Source organism: Candidatus Poribacteria bacterium, assembly GCA_028820845.1.
Taxonomy (GTDB): Bacteria; Poribacteria; WGA-4E; order WGA-4E; family WGA-3G; genus WGA-3G.
Genome location: JAPPII010000109.1, coordinates 1 through 14160 on the forward strand (window position 1 = coordinate 1; position 14160 = coordinate 14160).

Genomic DNA, 14160 nt, shown 5'->3' on the forward strand with positions numbered 1-14160 from the left:
GTGATAACATTAAGAAAACTGAAATTGCCTATGTCCAAAACTACTTATTGCGTATTTTTTTGACGGCCATCACGAAATGTGCTATACTCGTATAAAAAGGAGGACTCGCATGGTTACCCGCCAAGACATCCAAACCACATGTAACACCATTGTCCGCGAGTTCGCGCCGTTGCAAGTGATCCTCTTCGGCTCCTATGCGTATGGCACGCCAACAGACGACTCGGATGTGGATCTGCTCGTCGTGATGGACGTGCCAAAGTCCGAGTTTCGCAACAAGGCAGTGGAAATCCGTCACCGGATTCCGTCTCGCTTCGACATCTTGGTCCGTTCGCCCGCGGAGATCGCATATCGGGTTTCATACAACGATTGGTTTCTTCGCGAGATTACCGAAAAAGGGGAGCTACTTCATAGTGCCCAGACGCACGCTCATATCAAAAACCGACCCCTCCCGCCTTACGGAACCGATGTTCTCGAAAAGGAGAAGGCTTGCATGAATCCATTGACGCTGGAGTGGGTGGAGAGAGCTGAAGGCGATTATATTGCGACGCAGAAACTCCTGCCAACAACGAATCCGCAACTCTATAATATTATCTGTTTCCATGCTCAGCAGTGTATTGAAAAATATTTGAAAGCCTGGCTCCAAGAGGCGAACCTGCCAGTTCCGAGAACACATAACCTTGAAGAATTACTGGCGTTGATTGTGCCAACGCTGCCGGCTTGGACGCAGTGGCAGCCTGACTTTAAGATAATAACGGAGTATGCAGTGGAGTCTCGTTACCCCGGAGACTCAGCAACCGCTGACAATACACGGCATGCGATACGTGTATGTGAGGCGGTGCGTCAAGCCGTTTGCACGTCTCTGAAACTCCCGATCCCGCCGCTCGAGTAAAAAAGGTTACATCAATTCCACAAAAACCTCGTTTGCGAGGAAAAGGCCGCGGGCGGTGAGGCGGAGATGCGTGGGTGTGCGTTCCAGTAATTCTGTATCTATCCATTTCTTGAGGATGCGCCCAAATGCGGTTTCTATTTCTTCACCGAAACGGTTTCGGTAGGCTTCGAGAGAGATGCCTTCTCGCTTACGGAGGGCGAGCATGAGGGTTTCTGCCTTTTCAGCGTTTCCTGTCAAGCGTTCGGTATCGGCGATGGGTTTGCTGCGTTTGGAGAGTGCTTTGATGTAAGGTGCAATGCCTCGGATATTGGTATAACGGGTCCCATTGACATAGCCGCATGCCCCTGCACCGAGTCCGATACAGGGTTGATTGTTCCAATAGACGAGATTGTGTTTTGCAAAGTGGTTCGGTCTGGCGAAGTTGCAGATCTCATAATGCGTGTATCCGTACGCCTTCAATGTTTTGATTGTGTATTGGAACATATCGGCTTCGGTGTCCTCGGAGGGGAGGTGGAGTTCTCCGGCTTGCCACTGTTCATAAAATGGGGTTTCCGCCTCCATGACGAGGTTATAGGCTGAGATGTGTTCGGGTTCAAGTGCGATGACTTCGTTTAGGGTATGATGCCACGCTGCCATGGTTTGTTCGGGGAGTGCGAAGATGAGGTCGATGTTGATGTTCTCAAAGCCGTGTTCACGTGCGAGATGATAACTCTCCATAAATTCCGAGATGGTGTGGATTCTGCCCAACTGTTTTAAGGTTTCGTCCTGCATCGCCTGTAGACCGAAACTGAGTCGATTGACCCCGTTTTCGCGCATGACACTAAGCTTTTCGGCATCAATAGTTCCTGGATTACACTCAACAGTGATTTCAGCGTTGGGGGTTATACCGAAATTCTGGTGTATATCGGCGAATAGTTGTGCCAAGGCGTTTGCGGAGAGAATAGAGGGGGTGCCACCGCCTATGAAAATCGTTTGGAGTGCGTCGGCTTCCGAGGTATATAGTTCCATTTCTGTTTGGAGTGCCTGTAGGTATGCTTTTGCCTGTTCTTTATGGAAAGTATAGGTATTGAAGGCGCAGTAATAGCATTTCGTCGCGCAAAATGGGATATGAATGTAGACGGAAGCAGCGGTTTTATTCTTCAAATTCCAATCCAACCCGGATTGCCTCTCCACTATCGGCGTAAGAGAAGGCTTCGTTGATGTCGCTAAATGGGAAGGTATCGGAGATGATTTTGTGGAAGGGATACCTGTCGCGTGTTCGGCATAGAAAATCGAGGGCGCGCGGGATGACCCACGGTTCGTAGACAATCACGCCGCGAATCGCTTTGCTACACCGGACGATGTTTCCCGGATCAATCTCTGTCGGGAATCCGAGATTAATGTTGCCGATCCAAAGGTAGCGTCCACCCCATCGGAGCATATCTATGCCTTCAGCGAGCACGCGCGGGGAGCCGACGAACTCGGCGACTAAGTCTGCCCCGATACCATCTGTCTGGTCAAGCACGAACTCGACGCGTGCACTCATATCAATCTCATCGACGTTGAGTGTTTCGTCGGCACCAAATTCCCGTGCGAGTGTGAGGCGCGCAGGCAAGCGGTCGAGTACGATAATCTTCCCGGCACCCATCTCTCTGGCGACGGCAGTTGCGTAGAGTCCGAGTCCACCTGCACCTTGAATGACGACAGTATCGCCGAGCGTGATACCAATCTGATTGAGACCGTAAATAACTTCGGACAAGGCACAGTTGATTGGGGACACGAGTGCGTCTGAGAGTTCATCAGGGACTTTGAAAACCCAATGCCCGCGTTTCATATAGTAGTATTCGCCATAAGCCCCGTGGAAGTGCGGGGGTTGTTCGCTGGAGACACCGAGCCAATCTCGATAGCGGTCTGGGCATCCGGGTTTTCCGTTGAGGCACATCCAGCAGCGTTGGCACGGCTTGTAATAGGAGTAAGCGATACGGTCCCCTTCGGTTAAGGGTTGTCCGGTGCTATCGGTTGAGATGTTGCGTCCCATGGCTTCAATCGTGCCAATCATTTCGTGTCCGAGGACTTGCGGGATGCCGCTCTCGATTTTGGGTCCGCGTCCGCGCCAAAAGTGTAGGTCGGAACCGCAGATATTCGCCATACGGATTCGGACGAGCATATCGTCCGCCGTGACAGATGGAATCGGGTATTCGCGAAATTCCATCGGTGTGTGTGCTTGTGTGAAGACAGCAACTTTTCCCGTTTGCATTGTAAATCTCCAGAAGACAGTCCTGTTTTTTGTAGAGTTGCAGTTGGCACAACCTAACAGGTTATGCTACAAAAGAGCAGCTTGCGTAAGTCCTACGTATTAATACTCATCAAAGTTGACGACTTTCCATTGTCCATCAATTTGTTCGGTGTTAATAACGATATTTCGCGTGTGTGTTGTTGTGCCGCCTCGGCTTTTGATGGTCAGTTTATAATTGAATAGGACGTGTGTCGAACCTTCTTCTTTACCGATGAGTTCATATTCCATCTTTGGCATTTCCTCGACCTGTTCCCCGGGTCCGCGGACTTCACGGACACGAGCGATTTCGTCTTCGAGTTTCTCTGCCGCAAGTCCGTGGCTGAGTTTAAGTGATGCTTCTTGGTTGGCGTGCTGGTAATAGTTGTAGATAAAATCTTCACTGACGGCACGCGGGTTATTTCTGTTTGAACACGCCAGCATTAGCAACATAGGTACGAGGAGATATGATCGTGGTATCATTGTGATTGTTTATCTCTGGTCCGAATCATTGCAACATTGAAGATACGGCGTTCATAGCCGTGTGCTGGGCTGTTCGCGACGCGTCCTAATGCCCAAAGTGTTGAGGAGCTTCCGCCGTCGAAATTGATGGCATGTTTGATGCCGAGTTCACTGAAGAACTTCCCCATATCGTAGAGCGTCATCCCCATACTGTAGCCGTGTTGTCTACCGTCAATAGCAATGAGGAAAAGTTTTTCGTCGTTGAATCCGAGGGCACTGCGTGGGTGGCGGGACGCGCCGTTACGGTGTCGATAGGCAGTCCCCCCTCTTGACTTCCCAAACGCCATGAGTTCGGGTTCAACCTTGCCGTTTCGGACAAGTCGTAGGTTTCCACCGACTCCGTGCTGAACGCTTTGCCATTTTCTGGGTGTAAGGGCAATTTCCAGTGTTCCTGCTGTGGATTTTCTGATTTTGTTTTCCCAGTCGCGTGCCAAGTGTGGTTCAATTGCGAGAACGACCCCATCAGATGGGATGGTGCTATTGCCGCGCGGATTCACAGCGGTGACCACGAATCTGCTTTTATATTTTCCGGTCAGCGGAAGTTTAATCTGTCTAAGTGTGAATTCATAGGCCCGGCGTGTTAAGGTCCTCCGTCCAAAGCGGGGCGTGAACAGCACCACAGGACACACCGAATCACAGATTTGGTTAATTGCGTTGATCGAAAGCGGGTCGGAGGCACCGTTTTCCATACGCAGTTTGCCGTTTAACTGAACCGCATCCATAAGAAACTCACCGTCGGGGGTAACGCCGAAACTTGTTTCACCCCATGGAGATGGTGGTGAGTACCCCCATCTATCGAGAAGGATCGGAATGCTGACGAGTTCACCGTTTTGGATATGCAAATTAAACATCATGCCCCCGCGTCCCCGATTGTCTTCTCGGATGCCGAAGCTCCCATTAACGCCTGCCAGCGGAAGCACGTCTCTGTTCATAAGTCGTCTTGTAACACCCGTGACAGTTTCGCGACCTAAGATTTGGTTATTAGTGAGTTCAACACTGAATTGCAGGTCTTCCGCTGTTCGGTCCATCTCTGCGACGTAGACAGCTGCGCCGCCTATCCACCAATAACGAAGGAGTCGAAAACCGTTGTGCCATCGATCATTTTGAAGTTCGTCGCGCCGTTTTACTGTATCAGGAAGTGTTTCTTGATCTATCTTGGTAGCACCAATCCGAAAGAACGGCTGTTCGCGTGCGCGTAGTGCACCAATCACTAAAATAAAAACGAGCACAAGCGCACACACCGTAATTAACCGGATGAAGTCAGGTCTGTTTTCTGTGGTCATAATATTTTATCCGGATGCCATAAGAGTAGGATGAACCAATTGACCAGCGAAGTAGGCAGGATTTAGTCATTTTTGGAGGGAGGAGTCGTACCATTTCCTGGGATCGGTTCGTCGAATGGGAGGCCTTTCGCTTCGGCTTCCAATCGGCGGGCATTCCATGACATTATCTCTTGATATAGTTCAGCTTTGCCTTCGGCAATGCCTTTTTCTACACCTTCAGCAATGCCTTTTTCTACACCTTCAGCAATGCCTTTTTCTACACCTTCAGCAATGCCTTCGGCTCTGGCTTTTTCAAGGTTTTGTGCATGCTCAACACGCCATTCGTTATAACGCCGTAACATAATATCAACTCCTTCTTTACAGACAATCCACGCCACTGCGCCCTTGTTAAATCGCTGATAATTCGTATCTAACGCGCTCAGCACAGCCAAGGTGCCATTCCAACCCGTGATCCATTTGTAAACGCATATCCCCACAATGTAGATGAACAATAAAATCGTATAGGTAACGACAGCAGATTCGGCATCACGGACGGTAAAAATAGATTCTCGTTTCTGATTCTCGCTCCTTTTCTCTGGCATACACATTCCTTATACTGTCGCAGTGCCCGCGCAGGTTTCTTATAGTAGATTTTAGAATTAATTTCACACTTCACATCGGTGCGGTTAGGAAACCGCACCTACCAGCGGTAGCTGAGGCTGTAAAAGTATTTACGGAATCTACTATAAAGTGCGTCGGTTCTATTAAGTTTAGCACCGACCCATTTCAAAAGTCAACTTAAATTACGCCTTTAGCGTGCTTGTTGCCTTTAAACCGATGCCTGTGAGAATCGAGACTGTCAAATCACCACTTTGAATGATATTTGCCTGTTGGAACTTTTTATACGCTTCGACAACGACAGCCGACGTAGGTTCGACATAAATCCCTTTGGTTGCCAGTGTTTTTATTCCTGATTTGACATCTACGTCGTCAACTGTAGTAAACGCCCCATTCGTCGAGCGAAGTGCTTCCAAGATGATGTCGCCTCGGATAGGGAGTTCTGCGGTGATACCTTCGGCAAGCGTTTCTCCAGTTTGTTTCATTCTTGAAATAGACGTTGTGTTTTTAAGGTAGGCGTTGTAGATCGGGCAGCAGACATCGGGCTGAACGCCGAGGAGTCGTGGGACACTATCAATGACCCCTTGTGCCTGCAATTCACGGAATCCGATGTAGAGTCCGAGATAGATACTCCCGAACCCGACAGGACATAAGACATGGGTAGGCGCACGCCCACCGAGTTGTTCGACGATTTCATACGCCAGTGTTTTCGTACCTTCCAAGAAAAAGGGATGCCAATTATGGGAGGCATAGCACGTCGTCTCCGCAGCGAGTTTTACGGCTTCCGTTGTCGCCATTCGGTTTCCTTCCACGAGTTTTAACTCGGCACCGTAGGCAGAAATCTGCCTCAGTTTCCCTTTTGAAGTCGACGCTGGGCAGTAGATGGTGCATCGGATGCCTGCTCTTGCGCTGTATGCCGCGATTGCCGCACCCGCATTGCCCGATGAATCTTCGACCACTGTCTCGACTCCGAGTGCCTTGAGATGCGTGAGTAGGACAGCTGCTCCCCGGTCTTTGTAGGAACCCGTTGGGCAGAGGTAGTCCAGTTTGACGAGGTGTTCAGGTCTGTCAGCATCGAGTGGAACCAACGGGGTCATACCTTCACCGAGTGTGACAATCTCTGTCTCTGCATCAATCGGGAGTGCCTCGCGGTACCGCCACAGGGACAGCGCTGCAGGGACCTGTGGGTTCGGATAAATGTACGAATCCCTGACCAAATTTAGCGCGTTTCCACAATCACAGGAGTAGCGTAATGGTGAGATTTGATATGTATTGTTACATTTGGCGCATTTATACTGCATTGTTTAATTGGCGATGGTTCATAAATCATGCGATTTGTTAGATAACCTGTATGGGTACGCAAACTAACAGTTTGCGGTACAAACAGAGAAGATCGCAGTAGTGTAGACACCTGGCTTAGGCACGCAAACTAACAGTTTGCGGTACAAGAATGCCGCGTATAATGAATTATCCTCGTCTAAGTTCGTCTGGTGCACTCTCAAAGTTGCCTACGTTATTGCTGTTAATCCTACTTTAAAATAAGCATTCGCCGTGTCTGCTGGAAAGATGGCGTTACCAATTGATAGAAATAGACACCACTTGCCACAGGTTCACTCAACGCATTACGTCCATCCCAATAAGCTGCGCGACCTTGATTCTGGTAAAAGCCTGCCGACTGATAGCCGAGCGAGAGCGTTCGGATGCGTTCACCTGTTGCATTGTAGATGGATAGCGACACCGGACCTGCTTCTGCAAGGCGATAGGGAATCCATGTCTCAGGGTTGAACGGGTTCGGGTAGTTCTGTAAGAGCAGACTCTGTTTCGGGACACCGATGCCGTCAAGTGTCACATTTAAAACAGCATTTGCAAGGTCGGTAGCGTTCACGGTGAAAATAAATTTTTCTGAGACGATATTTCCATGTGTATCGCTCACGGTTAATGCCAAGGTATCCCCCAACTCGACGACACTGCGACGATTAAGATCAGCAGTGGCAGCGGCGAAGTAACTATCGCGGACCCGAGTTTCCATCAGGGCACCGGTTCGGAGGTTTCGGACTGTGACGAGGTATCCGTCAAGGTGCTGCCTACCTTCTAAATACCCACTAACAACGAATGCCCATGCCTGATGGCGGATTACAAGGGGTGCAGCAGCACTCTGCGTCTGGTACATCCACGCTGTGCCGGTAAAGACAACGTCGCGCGCCTCTGGTAAATTGGCGATATATCCTTTTGCCCCTTCGATTGGAAATCCGTCGTCGGGTGCATTGGGTGTCCATGCTACAAACTGCTGGGTTGCAGGATCAAGCGTAATGACCGTTGTCGCGTCTATCTTTACTGCAAGTGAACGCGCTGTCATGTGGACAGTCGGTTTCAACGGTACAGACAACATGTTCAAACCTTTAGAGAGGTGCATAGAGAAAATACTGCCAAAATCTTCTCCGCCAGGTTGTGGTGTCGGTCTGCCGATGAATCCGAGCCTGCGTCCGTCTGCTAAGTCATAATAGCCGATAATACTTCCATCCTGATTAACATTTCGGACGACCGTGCTAATACTGCCTGGGAGCCGCACTTCATAGAGGGTGCCATCTGGCAGGAGGATATAGGACCGGAGAATATCATTTACAGCTTTTGCCCTGAAACCGATAACACCGAAATCGGTAATGGTGTTCACAAATAGGAATTCAAGATTCGGCATTTTTGGAAGGTCAATAGTGGTGAAACTACCGTCGGGGTTACGTATGAACCCATGCGGTATTCCATCGGCATCCACGTAGCTGCCGACGACAGCCCCTGCGGCGTTGACGAAGTCCCCATAAGTGTTGACTGCACCAGGGAATGTAATTGTCATATCCCCTGAGAAGGCATGGGTGACACCGGTTTCATCGACGATGTTACCACTCAGTGCCCCTGTTTCGTCACTAAGCCCGTAGATGTGGGTTTCGGCTGCACCGGGGAAATCGTATTGGCGGAGTTCGCCATCTTTCAGGATAACACCGTGGTAAAGTCCATCTATATCTTTGTAGTGTCCGGCTGCTTTTCCAGCGTTGTCGAGTGCATAGAAAAAGGTGTTGAGGGAACCCGGAAAATCGTATGTAGTGAAAACACCGTCTATCAATGTGAAGCCGATGGTTTTCTTTCCGTCAGGACTCCGGGTGTTCCCTGCGTAGTCTCCGAAGTCGTTGCTTGCACTCACCTCCAGAAAATCGACGCCTGGGACTTCAATCGTCTCAAAGGTGTAATCTGCAATCGGTGTTTCGGTGCTAACTTGTGCAACGGTATGACTTATGAAGCAGATAATTAGACATATAGACAAGAAAAATTTCATTTTTATATGGTGATTCATGGGTTATCCTTTTTAAACGTGCATTCGGAAACCGTCAATAAACGGTTTTGTTGAAGTGGACTATCCAAACCGATACCAAAAGGTATCCTTTATAAATATTATAGCACTTTTCTGTGGTGTTGCCTACTATTTATTTCTAAAGGATAAGCGGGTTGTTGCTTACAGCAAGGGAGGGAATTGGGTCGGTTGGGATTCGTACGTCTTTTTTAGGTTTAAGGGAGTGTCACAGTTACACCGAGAGCATAACTGTGACACTTGTAAGCTACGGATTGACGCTACTTTACAATGACAAGTCGGCGTGTTTGCTGGAACGAGGGTGTCGTCAACTGGTAAAAATAGATACCACTCGCAACGCGTTCCCCAAGGGTATTGCGTCCATCCCAATACGCAGCACGCTCGCGACTGTTATAGAAACCTGCGGATTGAAAACCGAGCGAAAGTGTGCGAACCAATTTACCCGTTGTATCGTAAATGGATACCGATACAGAAGTATCTTCCGCGAGTTGATAGGGAATCCACGTCTCCGGGTTAAACGGGTTCGGATAGTTCTGCAACAGGAGATTCTGATGCGGTCTACCAATCTCATCAAGTCTGAGGGACAACACGGCATTTGCGATGTTCTCAGGGGTCACTGTAAAACTGAGGGGTTGTGATTCAAAGTTGCCATCGGGACCGATGACGCGCAATTCAACCACGTCTCCAACCTGAACGACGCTCTGCCGCCTCAGATCGGCAGTTGCCGCAGCGAAGTAATCGCCTTGCACCGCAGCGGTTATGATGCTATTTGTTCTCAGGTTTCGGACGCTTACGGTGTAGCCGTCAAAAGCGGGTTTCCCTTGCAAGTGTCCGCTGACAACGAATGCCCAGGCTTCCTGTGCTATCTCTGTAGATATAGCAGGTGATGCTGCAGCCGCCTCGGTTGGATCCGTCCAAGGTGCGCCGACGAAAGCGAAGTTTCGGGTTTCTGGGACATTGACGATGTAGCCTTGTCCACCTTCAATTGGGAAACCGTCATTAGGTGCGCCGGGTGTCCATGCGACAAAATGCTGTTTTGCGGCATCAAGCGTGATGATAGTTGTTGCGCCTGTCATGGCGACCAGCGACTTGGCAGTCATCGGTTTTGGAGGTGCCAATGGCACAGAAAGCATGTTTAGACCTTTAGAGAGCGTAACGGTGTAGGTGTTGCCAAAATGCGTGCTTACTGCCGCATCAACGGGTTTTGCGATAAATCCGTGTCTGCGTCCATCGGGTGAGTCGTAGTGTCCAACGACAGAGCCGTCCTGATTGATATTCCACCCTTCCGTGCTAACGCTACCCGGAAACAGTAATGGACGCAACCCGTGCTGGAGTGAACCGACAGAAGTGCGCGGGACATCCGCTAAACGTTTGGATCTCCCAACGAGCGTGCCGACATCGTTGATACCGTGGACAAAAAAGTATTCAAACTGTTCGGCTTGTGGAAGGTCAAGAGATATGAACCTGCCATCTGGGTTATGGACATAAGGATGATATAGACCGTCAGCATCTACGTAACTACCTACCATCCGACCGCTCGCGTTTATGAAATCGGCATAAGTTGCTGATGCTTCTGGAAACTCAACTATTTCGTCTCCTGAAAATCCGCGTCGCACGCCAGAAGCGTCCGTAAAATTACCTGTCAGTGCTCCCGTTGCATCGCTGATACCGTATATCTGCGTTTCGACGGCACCCGGAAAATCGTATTGCTGGAACTCACCATTTTCTAAGACGACCCCATGGTAGCGTCCATCGCTATCTTGGTAGTGTCCGGCGGCTTGTCCATCATTACCGAGGGCATAAAAGTGAGTTTTCTGTGAGCCCGGGAAATCGTAGGTGGTAAAAACGCCATCAATGAGCGTAAAGGCGACTTCTGTTTCACCATCTGCACTTTTTGTATAATCGGCGTAATCTTCAAAGTCAGAACTCGCCGTCACCGCTAAAAAGTCTACACCCGGCACATCAATACTCTCAAACGTATAGTTGAGGTTGTCGGGTGTCGGAGTGGATTGATCATCAACTTGCGTAGCGGTATCCGTTATGGGTCTGGCAATAAACCCGTGTGTTTTGCCATCCGCTGATTTATAGTTTCCGACGATAGAGCCGTCCTGATTAATATTATAGCCTTCCGTGCTAACGCTGTCCGGCACCTTAAATCTCTGTAACCCCTTTTGGAATGTGCCGACAAGGGTGCCTGGGAGATCATCTATCCGTTTGGTTCGGGCAACGACAACCCTTGCATCGTTGATACCGTGGACAAAAAAGTATTCCAGATTCGCGGCTTGTGAAAGGTCGAGAGATACAAACCTGCCCGTCGGGGTGCGCACATAAGGTTGATATAGACCGTCAGCATCTACGTAGCTGCCGACCATACCGCCGCTCGAATTCACAAAATCGGCATAAGTTTCCGATGCCCCGGGTACCTCAATGATTTCAGCCCCTGAGAATCCACGGCGCACGCCAGAGGCATCTGTGAAATTACCCGTCAGTTTCCCTGTCGCGTCACTAATACCATAGATCTCCGTCTGGACGGCATCCGGAAAATTGTATTCCCGCAACTCACCATTTTCCAAGACGATCCCGTGGAAAAGACCGTCGCTATCTTGGTAATGTCCGGCAGCGTTGCCGTTATTAGCGAGCGCGAAGAAATAAGTGTTCTGTGATCCAGGAAAATCATAGATGGTAAAAACGCCATCAATGAGGGTAAAGGCGACCTCTTTTTCACCATCGGCACTTTTTGTGTAGCCGGCGTAATCCTCAAAGTCACTACTTGCTGTGAGTGCTAAAAAATCTACACTTGGAACGTCGATCGTCTCAAATGTGTAGTTGTCACTGGCGGACGCGGTAATAAGTGCACCATCGTCTTGTGCATCGGTGTTCATTAGGAAAAAGAAATTGAAGCATAGAAACAACGTAAATGTGTAAAACAAAAAGTTGGTTTTTATATGCGTGTGCATAACGAAACTCCTTAGTAAAGTTAGTAAAGTATAAAGTTCAAAGCAAAAAAATAGTATACCAAGCACCCTATCCGAGAGCCATTCAGTTTTCGGTTTCTCACGATTTTCTGCTGAGTGTCGCTGCTGCTACTGGCATACATGTTTTGGCAATGTCATACAAAGATAGGCTATCTTGGGATATCCAAAAATCCTATAAGAAAGTATGCAACATTTTGGCAAAAAAAGCAAGGGAATTATCATAAAGTTATTCGTCCCATGGCAATGGCACGCCTAAGCGTTCACTAACCTCGCGTGCGGATTCTTGTTCCATTTCACCGTAACGGATACCTTCACGACGATGCTGTTCGGTCCGCTCTATTTCGATAGCACCCGGTAGTAACGCCTTGTCAGTTCCCGGCATCGGTTCGTAAGTTTCACGGACATCGTGTACCATGCGATCAACTTCTGCGCGGAACACATCGAACGGAACGACAGATTCAATATCTATAGCAAGTACCATCCCTCCCTGTGGGGGTTTCCATTTTGCGGTGTCTTCGGGTGCGGTTTGGGTGAAGCCTGTGAGCCCACCACCGAGCAGGTGTGCCACAGCGGTGTAACCGATGCTTTTGAAGAAAGCCGCGGGGATCATCGAGAGCAGCGCATCGAATTCGGGACCGCGTTGGTAGTCTGCCATAATACAAGTTGCGGCATCTAACACAACCGGCGGCTCATCGCCAGAAGGGATGGCAAAACATATCGGTGGGTTGCCATAATAGCCAATCTGCGGTTTGGGGTCTCGGTTTCCGGCATTGCCGTGGTTTCGGGATCCCTGTACGGAAAACCCGATACAACCGGCTTCGCTACAGATACGTGCGTAGTGTCCGGCTGACCCATAGTGCCCAATATAACGGACGAGTCCCATCCCAATACCAACTTCTTTTGCTTTGGCGATGGCATGTTCGGTGGCACGCACCATTGGCAGATAACCGAGCGTGCCGTTGCCGTCAAGCACGACGGCGGTTGGTGTCTCATGAATGATGCGGATATTCGGACGCGGATTAAGACCTCCGTTTTCAAAGCCTCTGCAATATCTATTAACAGTTCGCGTGCCGTGACTACGGACACCTCGTAAATCAGAGTTGACGAGCAAACGGCTGATGAGTGCGGCGTGTTCGTGTGTGAGACCCGCTTTCTCGAAACAGACAGTGGAGAAGTTGAGGAGTCGTTCCTCATTGACTAAAACAAAAGTTTCTGGCGGTCTGTTCATCTCTTTCTCCTGAGTTTGATTTCTTATAAGAGTGCGGAGATTATTCGTCCCATGGCAGTGGTACGCCTAAGCGTTCACTAACCCCGCGTGCGGATTCCTGTTCCATTTCACCGTAACGGATACCTTCGCGGCGATGTTGTGCTGTGCGTTCTGTCTCAATCGAACCTGGTAGCAGTGCCCTGTCGGTTCCGGGCATTGGTTCATAAGTTTCGCGGACATCATGCACCATGCGGTCGACCTCGGTGTTGAAAACAGCAGCTGGTACAACGGATTCAATGTCTATAGCGAGGACCATGCCGCCCATGCGTCCACCGCTCCATTTTGCGGTATCCTCCGGTGGTGGTTCAGTGAAACCCGTCAGCGCGCCACCGAGTAGACTTGCCACGGCGGTGTAGCCGATACTCTTGAAGAAAGCCGCGGGAATGACGGAAAGCAGTGCATCAAAATCGGGACCGCGTTGGTAGTCTGCCATAATGCAGGTTGCGGCATCCAACACGACAGGCGGTTCATCACCAGAAGGGATGGCGAAACATATCGGCGGATTGCCGTAGTAGCCGAGTTGCGGTTTGGGGTCTTGGTTTTCGGCGTTGCCTTGGTTCTGGTACCCCTGCACCGAAAACCCGATGCAACCGGCTTCGTTACAGATACGCGCATAATGTCCCGCGGAGCCGTAGTGTCCAATATAACGCACCAATCCCATCCCGATGCCGACCTCTTTCGCTTTGGCGATAGCGTGTTCGGTGGCACGCACCATTGGCAGATAACCGAGTGTACCGTTGCCGTCAAGCACGACAGCCGTTGGCGTTTCGTGGATGATGCGGATGTTCGGACGCGGATTGAAACTTCCGTTTTCAAACCCGCCACAATATCCATTAACAGTCCGTGTCCCGTGACTACGGACACCTCGTAAGTCGGAATTGACGAGTAGGCGACTGATGAGTGCGGCGTGTTCGTGTGTAATGCCTGCTCTCTCAAAGCAGGCGGTGGAGAAGTTGAGGAGTCGTTCTTCGTCCACGTGAACAAAGGCTTCTGGTGGTCTATTCATATTTTTTCTGCT

The 14160-nt window shown here is 49.8% G+C and carries 11 protein-coding genes; 1 reads left to right on the forward strand and 10 read right to left on the reverse strand.

Features of this window, described 5'->3' with window-relative positions:
* The first annotated feature begins 109 nt into the window (after positions 1-109).
* Positions 110-889 carry a HEPN domain-containing protein gene (locus OXN25_19815; GenBank protein MDE0427107.1) on the forward strand — a complete coding sequence of 260 codons (780 nt, stop codon included), beginning with the start codon at positions 110-112 and terminating at the stop codon, positions 887-889.
* A gap of 6 nt (positions 890-895) precedes the next feature.
* On the opposite strand, the gene hemW is transcribed toward OXN25_19815, so the two are convergent.
* The 10 genes from hemW to OXN25_19865 all read right to left on the reverse strand — a co-directional run bounded on the left by hemW (position 896) and on the right by OXN25_19865 (position 14148).
* Positions 896-2032 carry a radical SAM family heme chaperone HemW gene (gene hemW / locus OXN25_19820; protein MDE0427108.1) on the reverse strand — a complete coding sequence of 379 codons (1137 nt, stop codon included), beginning with the start codon at positions 2030-2032 and terminating at the stop codon, positions 896-898.
* The gene (locus OXN25_19825; protein ID MDE0427109.1) at positions 2022-3125 is read right to left on the reverse strand and encodes a zinc-binding dehydrogenase; all 1104 of its coding nucleotides are present in this window, start codon (positions 3123-3125) and stop codon (positions 2022-2024) included. Before OXN25_19825 ends, hemW begins: the two co-directional genes overlap by 11 nt.
* A gap of 99 nt (positions 3126-3224) precedes the next feature.
* Positions 3225-3623, reverse strand: a complete 399-nt coding sequence (locus OXN25_19830) for a hypothetical protein (GenBank protein ID MDE0427110.1) — start codon at positions 3621-3623, stop codon at positions 3225-3227.
* Entirely contained in the window at positions 3620-4945 is a 1326-nt protein-coding gene (locus tag OXN25_19835) for a phosphodiester glycosidase family protein (GenBank protein ID MDE0427111.1), read from the reverse strand. Before OXN25_19835 ends, OXN25_19830 begins: the two co-directional genes overlap by 4 nt.
* A gap of 62 nt (positions 4946-5007) precedes the next feature.
* Positions 5008-5526, reverse strand: a complete 519-nt coding sequence (locus tag OXN25_19840) for a hypothetical protein (GenBank protein MDE0427112.1) — start codon at positions 5524-5526, stop codon at positions 5008-5010.
* 201 nt (positions 5527-5727) lie between these two features.
* Positions 5728-6759, reverse strand: coding sequence for a threonine synthase (locus OXN25_19845; GenBank protein MDE0427113.1), 1032 nt, complete (start codon positions 6757-6759; stop codon positions 5728-5730).
* A gap of 311 nt (positions 6760-7070) precedes the next feature.
* Positions 7071-8885, reverse strand: coding sequence for a T9SS type A sorting domain-containing protein (locus tag OXN25_19850; GenBank protein MDE0427114.1), 1815 nt, complete (start codon positions 8883-8885; stop codon positions 7071-7073).
* 275 nt (positions 8886-9160) lie between these two features.
* Positions 9161-11857, reverse strand: coding sequence for a T9SS type A sorting domain-containing protein (locus OXN25_19855; protein ID MDE0427115.1), 2697 nt, complete (start codon positions 11855-11857; stop codon positions 9161-9163).
* 244 nt (positions 11858-12101) lie between these two features.
* A complete protein-coding gene (locus OXN25_19860) occupies positions 12102-13103 on the reverse strand; it encodes an Ldh family oxidoreductase (protein MDE0427116.1) in 1002 nt (333 codons plus the stop codon).
* Positions 13104-13143: 40 nt separating this feature from the next.
* Positions 13144-14148 (reverse strand): Ldh family oxidoreductase, encoded by a 1005-nt coding sequence (locus OXN25_19865; protein ID MDE0427117.1) that lies wholly within the window; start codon positions 14146-14148, stop codon positions 13144-13146.
* Positions 14149-14160 lie beyond the last annotated feature (12 nt).

Bases quoted from the DNA above. Each gene is read 5' to 3' on its own strand.
- OXN25_19815 (MDE0427107.1), top strand. From the start codon at position 110: ATGGTTACCCGCCAAGACATCCAAACCACATGTAACACCATTGTCCGC.
- OXN25_19825 (MDE0427109.1), bottom strand. From the start codon at position 3,125: ATGCAAACGGGAAAAGTTGCTGTCTTCACACAAGCACACACACCGATG.
- OXN25_19830 (MDE0427110.1), bottom strand. From the start codon at position 3,623: ATGATACCACGATCATATCTCCTCGTACCTATGTTGCTAATGCTGGCG.
- OXN25_19835 (MDE0427111.1), bottom strand. From the start codon at position 4,945: ATGACCACAGAAAACAGACCTGACTTCATCCGGTTAATTACGGTGTGT.
- OXN25_19840 (MDE0427112.1), bottom strand. From the start codon at position 5,526: ATGCCAGAGAAAAGGAGCGAGAATCAGAAACGAGAATCTATTTTTACC.
- OXN25_19850 (MDE0427114.1), bottom strand. From the start codon at position 8,885: ATGAATCACCATATAAAAATGAAATTTTTCTTGTCTATATGTCTAATT.
- OXN25_19855 (MDE0427115.1), bottom strand. From the start codon at position 11,857: ATGCACACGCATATAAAAACCAACTTTTTGTTTTACACATTTACGTTG.
- OXN25_19860 (MDE0427116.1), bottom strand. From the start codon at position 13,103: ATGAACAGACCGCCAGAAACTTTTGTTTTAGTCAATGAGGAACGACTC.
- OXN25_19865 (MDE0427117.1), bottom strand. From the start codon at position 14,148: ATGAATAGACCACCAGAAGCCTTTGTTCACGTGGACGAAGAACGACTC.